Consider the following 7611-nt stretch of genomic DNA (forward strand, 5'->3'; position numbering starts at 1 on the left):
CCATGAGTGACTTCGACCCGGCCAACTTCGCGAACGTCGGCCCGAAGGAGTTCGCGCAGCTGGTCAAGTCCACGCCGGACGACAAGATCGCCGAGATCATGTCCGGTGACGCGCGCGGCAAGATCCTCAGCGAGGTCTTCAACCGGATGCCCACGCTGTTCCGGGCCGACCGCGCCGGCTCCACCAACGCGGTCATCCACTGGAACATCACCGGTCGTCCGGACGGCGGCACCGACACGTACGAGATCGTCATCGAGAACGGCACCTGCACCGTCTCGGACACCCCGACCCGGGACCCGAAGCTCAGCCTCACCATGGGCCCGGTCGAGTTCCTGAAGATCGTCTCCGGCGGTGCCAACCCGGTGATGATGTTCATGACCGGCAAGCTCAAGGCCAAGGGTGACCTGGGCCTGGCGGCCAACATCGCCAACCTGTTCGACATCCCCAAGGCCTGACCATGGCCGAGTTCTCGCTCGACCTGAACGAGGAACAGCGGGACCTTCGCGACTGGGTGCACGGCTTCGCCGCCGAGGTCGTGCGCCCGGCCGCGGCCGAGTGGGACGCCCGGGAGGAGACTCCCTGGCCGGTCATCCAGGAGGCGGCGAAGGTCGGCCTGTACGGGTTCGAGTTCCTCGCCACCTGCTGGGCCGACCCCACCGGCCTCTCCCTGCCGATCGCCAGCGAGGAGCTCTTCTGGGGCGACGCCGGCATCGGCCTGAGCATCTTCGGCACCGCCCTCGCGGTCGCCGGCATCTACGGCGCCGGCACCCCGGACCAGCTCGTCGAGTGGGTGCCGCAGTGCTTCGGCGACACCGACTCCCCGGCCGTCGCCGCGTTCTGCACCACCGAGCCGGAGGCCGGCTCCGACGTCGGGTCGATGCGGACCCGCGCCGTCTACCACGAGGCCACCGACGAGTGGGTGCTCAACGGCCAGAAGGCGTACGCCACCAACGGCGGCATCGCAGGAGTGCACGTGGTCACCGCCTCCGTCGCGCCGGAGCTGGGCTCGCGCGGGCAGGCCGCGTTCGTCGTACCGCCGGGCACGCCCGGCCTCAGCGCCACCCGTAAGCTGCGCAAGCTCGGGCTGCGCGCCTCGCACACCGCCGACGTCTTCCTCGACGACGTCCGGGTGCCGGGCCGCTGCCTGCTCGGGGGCAAGGACGCCCTCGACGAGCGGTTGGCCCGGGCCCGCGCCGGCCAACGCGCCTCCGGCCAGGCGGCGATGCGCACGTTCGAGCTGTCCCGGCCGACCGTCGGCGCGCAGGCGCTCGGCGTGGCCCGGGCCGCGTACGAGTACGCGCTCGACTACGCCAAGGAACGGGTGCAGTTCGGGCGACCGATCATCGAGAACCAGGCGGTCGCGTTCGCGCTCGCCGACATGCGGATGGAGATCGACGCCGCCCGGCTGCTGGTCTGGCGGGCGTCCTGGATGGGCCGCAACAACCGGCCGTTCACCGCCGGTGAGAGCTCGATGTCGAAGCTCAAGGCCGGTGAGGTGGCCGTCTCGGTGACCGACAAGGCGGTCCAGCTCCTCGGCGGCGCGGGCTTCCTGCGCGACCACCCGGTCGAGCGGTGGTACCGGGACGCCAAGATCTACACCATCTTCGAGGGCACCTCCGAGATCCAGCGGCTGGTCATCTCCCGGGCCATCTCCGGGATGCAGATTCGCTGATCGCCGCCGGACCCCGGCCCGCGACGGCACGCCGTGCCGGGCGCGCCGACGCGCGGCCGGGGTCCACCCGGTCGCCGTCGGCGCCGTCGCGGGCCGGGCCCCCTCGCGCGACCTACCAGGTCGGATGCATGATCGGGAGACCTCGAACGCGAAGGAGGTTGCGCCGTGGACCTGCCGTTCATCGTCGCCACGCTGACCCGACGCGGACTGCTCACCCCGGGTCGCCCGATCCGGGTGGCCTCGCAACTGAACGCGCTGCGCCGGTGGGGCTGGAGCCTCGCCGGGGAGCTGCGCCAGGCCGCCGCCCGCGACCCCGGTCGGGTCGCCGTGGTGGACGAGCACGGCGCCGCGCTGACCTACCAGGAGTTGCTGGACCGCTCGGAGCGGTTGGCCCGGTCACTGCGCTCCGGCCTCGGCGTGCGGGCCGGCGACCGGGTGGGGCTGCTCTGCCGCAACCACCACGGGCTGATCGAGGCGATAGTCGCGTCGATGCTGCTCGGCGCGGACGCCGTCCTGGTCAACACCGGCCTCTCCGCGGCCCAACTGGTCACCGTCGCCGACGAGCAGGGCCTGCGCGTGCTGGTGCACGACGCCGAATTCGCCGACCGGGTGCTCGGCCTCCCGACCGAACTGCACCGGGTCGACGAGCGACGGCAGGAGGAGCTGATCGCCGGCGCGGTGCCCGGCGACCGGCTCCAGCCGCCGGAACGCGACGGCCGGACCATCGTGCTGACCTCCGGCACCACCGGCACGCCCAAGGGTGCCCGCCGGCCCACCCCGCACGGCTTCGGCCCGCTGGTGTCCATCATCGACCGGATTCCGCTGCACGCGCGGGACGTCGTCATGATCGCCGCCCCGATCTTCCACACCTGGGGGTACGCCGCCCTCCAGGTCTCGTTCGCGCTGCGCGCCACGGTCGTGCTGCACCGCCGCTTCGACCCGGCCGCCACGCTGGCCGCGCTGGCCGACCAGCCGTGCGACGCGCTCTTCGCCGTACCGGTGATGCTGCAACGGCTGATGGAGGTCGCGCCGCCGTCGCACCGGCCGCCGCTCAAGGTGGTCGCGGCCAGCGGCTCCGCGCTGCCGGGCAACCTGGCCACGGCGTTCATGGACCGCTACGGCGACGTGCTGTACAACCTGTACGGCTCGACCGAGGTCTCCTGGGCGTCCATCGCCGGCCCGGCCGAGCTGCGCGCCGCGCCCACCACGGCCGGCCGGCCGCCGCACGGCACCCGGCTGGAGATCGTGGACGAGGCGGGCCGGCCGGTCCGGGACGGTCGGGTCGGCCGGATCTTCGTCGGCAACGAGATGCTCTTCGAGGGCTACACGTCGGGCGCCGGCCGGGAGAGCCGCGACGGGCTGCTCGACACCGGCGACCTGGGCCGGCTGAGCCCGGAGGGTCTGCTCTTCGTGGACGGGCGGGCCGACGACATGATCGTCTCGGGTGGCGAGAACGTCTTTCCCTCCGAGGTGGAGGATCTGATCGCCCGGTTGCCGCAGGTCCGCGAGGTGGCCGTGCTCGGCGTGCCGGACCCGGAGTACGGGCAGCGGCTGGCCGCGTTCCTGGCGCTGCGCCCCGGCGAGACGCTCGACCCGGAGGCGGTCCGTGAGTACGTCCGGCGCTACCTGGCCCGCTTCTCGGTGCCCCGCGACGTGATCTTCGTCAAGTACCTCCCCCGCAACGCCACCGGCAAGGTGCTGAGTCGGGAACTACGCCGGTACTTCGGCTGATCGGCTGACCACAGAGGACGGAGCATGGTGCTACCTTTGCCCGCGTTTCAGTGGGTGAACGGGGAAAAACACCATGGTCCGACTCCGCCGACGAACCGCGCTCGGCCTCCTCCTCGGCGGCGCGTCCGCCTCCGCGCTCGGCCCCCTCGAACCGGTGCGCGGCGAGCACCGCGAGAGCCCTCCGGTCCCCCGGCAGCTCCCGCCGGTCGAGATCGAGAACCGCGCGGCCGGCGCGCCCTGGTGGCCGGCGGACGGCGGCCGGGCCGCCGACGACCGGCGACGTCAGATCCAGGGGTACGCCTCGACGACGAGCGTCGCCCCCGGCGAGACGATCGACTTCCACGTCGCGGTCGAGCCGGCCGGCCCGTTCCGGATCACCGTGCACCGGATCGGTTGGTACGCCGGCACCGGTGCCCGCACGCTGCTGACCAGCCCCGAGCTGGCCGGCGAGCCGCAGCCGGTGCCACCCGCCGACCCGGACACCGGTGCGCTCGACTGCCGGTGGCCGCGCTCCTGGCGCCTGCGCGTGCCCGAGGGCTGGGCCTCCGGCCTCTACCAGGCGGTCTTCACCTCGGCCGCCGGCTGGCGGGCGGCCACCCCCTTCGTGGTACGCGACGACCGGCGGGCCGCCGCGCTCTGCGTGGTGCTGCCGGTGACCACCTGGCAGGCGTACAACCAGTGGCCCCGCGACCGGCGGGCCGGCCGGAGCCTCTACAACGGCTACCGCCCGAACGGCCGACGCGGCCCCGAGCTGCGGGCCCGGGCGGTCTCCTTCGACCGCCCGTACGCCGGCGCGGGCCTGCCCACCCAGGCCGACCGCGACCAGGACGCGATCCGGTGGCTGGAACGCAACAGCTACGACGTCAGCTACGCGACCAGTTTCGACCTGCACTCCGGCCGCCTCGACCCGGCCCGGCACCGGGGCCTGGTGTTCTGCGGGCACGACGAGTACTGGTCGGCGGAGATGCGCCGGGCCGTGGAGGCCGGGCTGGCCGGCGGCACCAGCCTCGCCTTCTTCGGCGCGAACAGCGTCTACTGGCACGTACGCGTGGCCGCCGCCGCGGACGGCCGCCCGGACCGCCTGGTCGAGTGCGTCAAGACCCGCCCCGACCCGGGCGAGGACGCCGCCGGCCCGACTGTCACCTGGCGCGACCTCGACCGGCCGGAGCAGGCGCTGCTCGGCGTGCAGTACAACGGCATCGTGCTGACCCCGCAGCCGCTCGTGGTGCGCTCGGCCGACCACTGGGTGTGGGCCGGCACCGGCGTGGCCGACGGGGACCGCATCCCCGGCGTGGTGGCCGGCGAGGCGGACGGCCTGAACGCGGGCGTCCCCCGCCCCGACGGGACGATGCTCAGCTCGTCGCCGTACCCGGCGCAGCAGGGTGGCCGGCGGCTCCAGGGCACCCACGTGCACGAGACGCCGCAGGGCGCGGTCGTGTTCGCCACCGGCACGCTCGGCTGGACCATGGCGCTGGACCGGCGCGGCCACCGCGATACACGGATCGAGCGGGCCACCGCCAACGTGCTCGACCGGATGGTCGCCCGGGACCGGTCCGCGCCCGCCTGACGGCCACCTACGGGACTTCCACCCAGGACCGACCACGGGTGCGGTGCGGTGATCGGCGCGGCGCTCGCCATGCTGCCGCCCGCGCCCCCGGTCAGCCCGGGATCGTGATCCGGCCGTCCACCGCCGCCGCCGCGATGTCGGTGCGGTGGTGGGCGCCGGCCAGCTCGACGCCGCGTACCAGCGCGTAGGCGGCGTCGCGCGCGGCGGCCAGGTCCGGGCCGGTGGCCGTACCGCAGAGGACCCGGCCGCCCGCGGAGCGCAACGTGCCGTCGGCGTCGCGGCGGGTGCCGGCGTGGATGATCCCGGCGCGGTCCGCGCCGGTGATCACATCCCCGGTACGCGGGCCCGCCGGGTAGCCCTCGGCCGCGACCACGACGGTGACCGCCGCGCCGTCGCGCCACCGCAGCGGCGGGTGCGCGCCCAGCGTGCCGGTGGCGGCGGCGTGCAGCAGCCCGGCCAGCGGCGTCTCCAGCAGGGCGAGCACCACCTGCGTCTCCGGGTCGCCGAAGCGCGCGTTGAACTCGATCACGCGAGGACCCTTCGCGGTGATCGCCAGGCCCACGTAGAGCAGGCCGGCGAACGGGGTGCCCCGGCGGCGCAACTCGGCCAGCGTCGGGTGCACCACGTCACGCATCACGTCGTCGACCAGGCCCGCCGGCGCCCACGGCAGCGGCGCGTACGCGCCCATGCCGCCGGTGTTCGGCCCGGTGTCGCCGTCGCCGACGCGCTTGAAGTCCTGCGCCGGCAGCAACGGCAGCGCCGCCTCGCCGTCGGTGACCACGAAGAGCGAGACCTCGGGACCGTCGAGGAACTCCTCGATCACCGCCCGGCCGCACTCGGCGGCGTGCCGCTCGGCGACCGCCCGGTCGTCGGTGACCACCACGCCCTTGCCGGCGGCGAGCCCGTCGTCCTTCACCACGTAGGGCGCGCCGAAATCGTCCAGCGCCCGCGCCACCTCGGCCGCGTCGACGCAGGTGTACGCGCGGGCGGTCGGCACGCCGGCGGCGGTCATCACGTCCTTCGCGAACGTCTTCGAGCCCTCCAGCCGGGCCGCTTGCGCGCCGGGGCCGAACACCGCGATGCCCTTGGCGCGTACCGCGTCGGCGACGCCGGCCACCAGCGGCGCCTCCGGACCGATGATCACCAGGTCGGCCGCCGTCTCGACGGCGAGCGCCGCCACCGCGGCCGGATCGGTGGGGGTCACCTCCCGCAGCGCGGCGACCTCCTCGATCCCCGGATTCCCCGGTGCCGCGACAAGCGCCTCCACGGCCGGATCGCGAACCAACCCGAGCGCGAGCGCATGCTCCCGCCCCCCACCACCCACAAGAAGAACCCGCACGACCGGCATCCTACTGACCCCACCACCCCACCCCGTTGATCAAGGAGTTCGCGTCTCATTTCCGGCCCTACGTGACGCGAACTCCTTGATCAACGGGAGCGACGGAGGGCGCGTGCGACGGTGTGGGGGATGTAGTCGGGGCGGAGAGTGTCTTGCCAGGTGAAGCGAAGGACCGTCCAGCCGGCGTTGGCCAGGCGGTTCTGTCGGGCGCGGTCCTCGTAGATCGCCCGGAGTGACCCGTGTACGGCCCGGCCGTCCGCCTCGGCGATGACGCGGGCGGCGCGCCAGCCCAGGTCACCCACGCCGAGCAGGTAACCGTCGTCGTCGCGGACCTCCACCTGCAACACGTCGGGCGGCACGCCGCCGTCCACGCACCGCAGTCGGACCCGCGTCTCCAGGGGTGACTGGGCCCGACCGTCCGACTCGGCCAGGTGACGTCGGGCCGCCACGGCACCCCGCCGCCGGGCGATGAGCGCCGCGATCAGCGACAGATCCGACTCGTCGATCAGTTCCTGGTTGAGCGCCGAGTCGACGACGCACACCGCGGGGTAACGATCGGCGCGGAGGACCACATCCGCCACTGTGCGGGCGGGAGTCGTGACCGCGACGCCATCGGTGGTGCAAACGGCGTCAGGGCCAAGGGTGAGCTGGTGCACCACCAGATCGGGGTCGGTCGGACGCTGCGGACGCGGACGGTCCGGGGGCACCGACACGTGGACCGCCGGCGTGGCACGCAGGCCGCCGATGCGGTGCAGTTCGGCGGCGGTGTCCAGCACGGCGACCGCACCGGCACCTAGGCTCTCCACGGCAGCCCGGATCCTGGCCCGCCGGAGCGACGCGACGTCCACCTGCGGCACCGGCACGAAACAGCCACGAGCGACCCGGATCCACCGCCCGGACCGAGCGAGATGACGCACCTGGTCCCGACTGAAACCCAGAGCGAGGGCCTGTGCGGCCGTCACCACCCCGCCCTGCCGAGCAGCCACCCGCCCCAACGTCACACGATCACCCACCACCCCAGGCTGCCCCCGAACCACCCCCGCCAGAACCCCTGTGGACAAACCTGTGGACAACCGCCACGCCAGGGCGTCGTCGATCAAGAAGTTTGCGTCAGGATCAGCTCGGATCCTGACGCAAACTTCTTGATCAACACGGTGGGGGTGGGGTGGGGTGGGGGGTTAGTCCTTGTCGCCTCTGGCGAGGTGGCCCGTTCCGGGCTGAAAATCGTGTCGGTCGCTCGCTGACGTCGTCGCTCCTTGGTCCGTGTGAGGTCGTGGGTTAGTCGGACGCTGGTAGCCGCGT

Annotated in this window: 6 protein-coding genes and 1 pseudogene; 4 read left to right on the forward strand and 3 right to left on the reverse strand. The window is 73.5% G+C overall.

The features are described 5' to 3' along the window. The first annotated feature begins 2 nt into the window (after positions 1-2). The 4 genes from C8054_RS18325 to C8054_RS18340 all read left to right on the forward strand — a co-directional run bounded on the left by C8054_RS18325 (position 3) and on the right by C8054_RS18340 (position 4970). Complete coding sequence (locus C8054_RS18325) at positions 3-455, forward strand: SCP2 sterol-binding domain-containing protein (RefSeq protein WP_107158005.1); 453 nt, start codon at positions 3-5, stop codon at positions 453-455. 2 nt (positions 456-457) lie between these two features. Next, positions 458-1672, forward strand: a complete 1215-nt coding sequence (locus C8054_RS18330) for an acyl-CoA dehydrogenase family protein (RefSeq protein ID WP_107158006.1) — start codon at positions 458-460, stop codon at positions 1670-1672. Between the two features lie 165 nt (positions 1673-1837). Next, positions 1838-3403, forward strand: coding sequence for an AMP-binding protein (locus C8054_RS18335; protein ID WP_107158007.1), 1566 nt, complete (start codon positions 1838-1840; stop codon positions 3401-3403). 73 nt (positions 3404-3476) lie between these two features. Beyond that, positions 3477-4970 (forward strand): N,N-dimethylformamidase beta subunit family domain-containing protein, encoded by a 1494-nt coding sequence (locus C8054_RS18340; RefSeq protein ID WP_107158008.1) that lies wholly within the window; start codon positions 3477-3479, stop codon positions 4968-4970. Between the two features lie 91 nt (positions 4971-5061). Here the strand turns inward: C8054_RS18340 and purD are convergent, their stop codons facing one another. The 3 genes and pseudogenes from purD to C8054_RS33270 form a co-directional block, all read right to left on the reverse strand. Next, a complete protein-coding gene (gene purD / locus C8054_RS18345) occupies positions 5062-6309 on the reverse strand; it encodes a phosphoribosylamine--glycine ligase (RefSeq protein ID WP_107158028.1) in 1248 nt (415 codons plus the stop codon). Between the two features lie 89 nt (positions 6310-6398). Further along, positions 6399-7115 (reverse strand): endonuclease domain-containing protein, encoded by a 717-nt coding sequence (locus C8054_RS18350; RefSeq protein ID WP_233219706.1) that lies wholly within the window; start codon positions 7113-7115, stop codon positions 6399-6401. A gap of 66 nt (positions 7116-7181) precedes the next feature. After that, positions 7182-7346, reverse strand: a pseudogene (locus C8054_RS33270) (type IV toxin-antitoxin system AbiEi family antitoxin domain-containing protein); the annotation flags it as partial. Between the last annotated feature and the right edge of the window lie 265 nt (positions 7347-7611).

Source organism: Micromonospora sp. RP3T (genome assembly GCF_003027925.1).
Lineage (GTDB): Bacteria > Actinomycetota > Actinomycetes > Mycobacteriales > Micromonosporaceae > Micromonospora.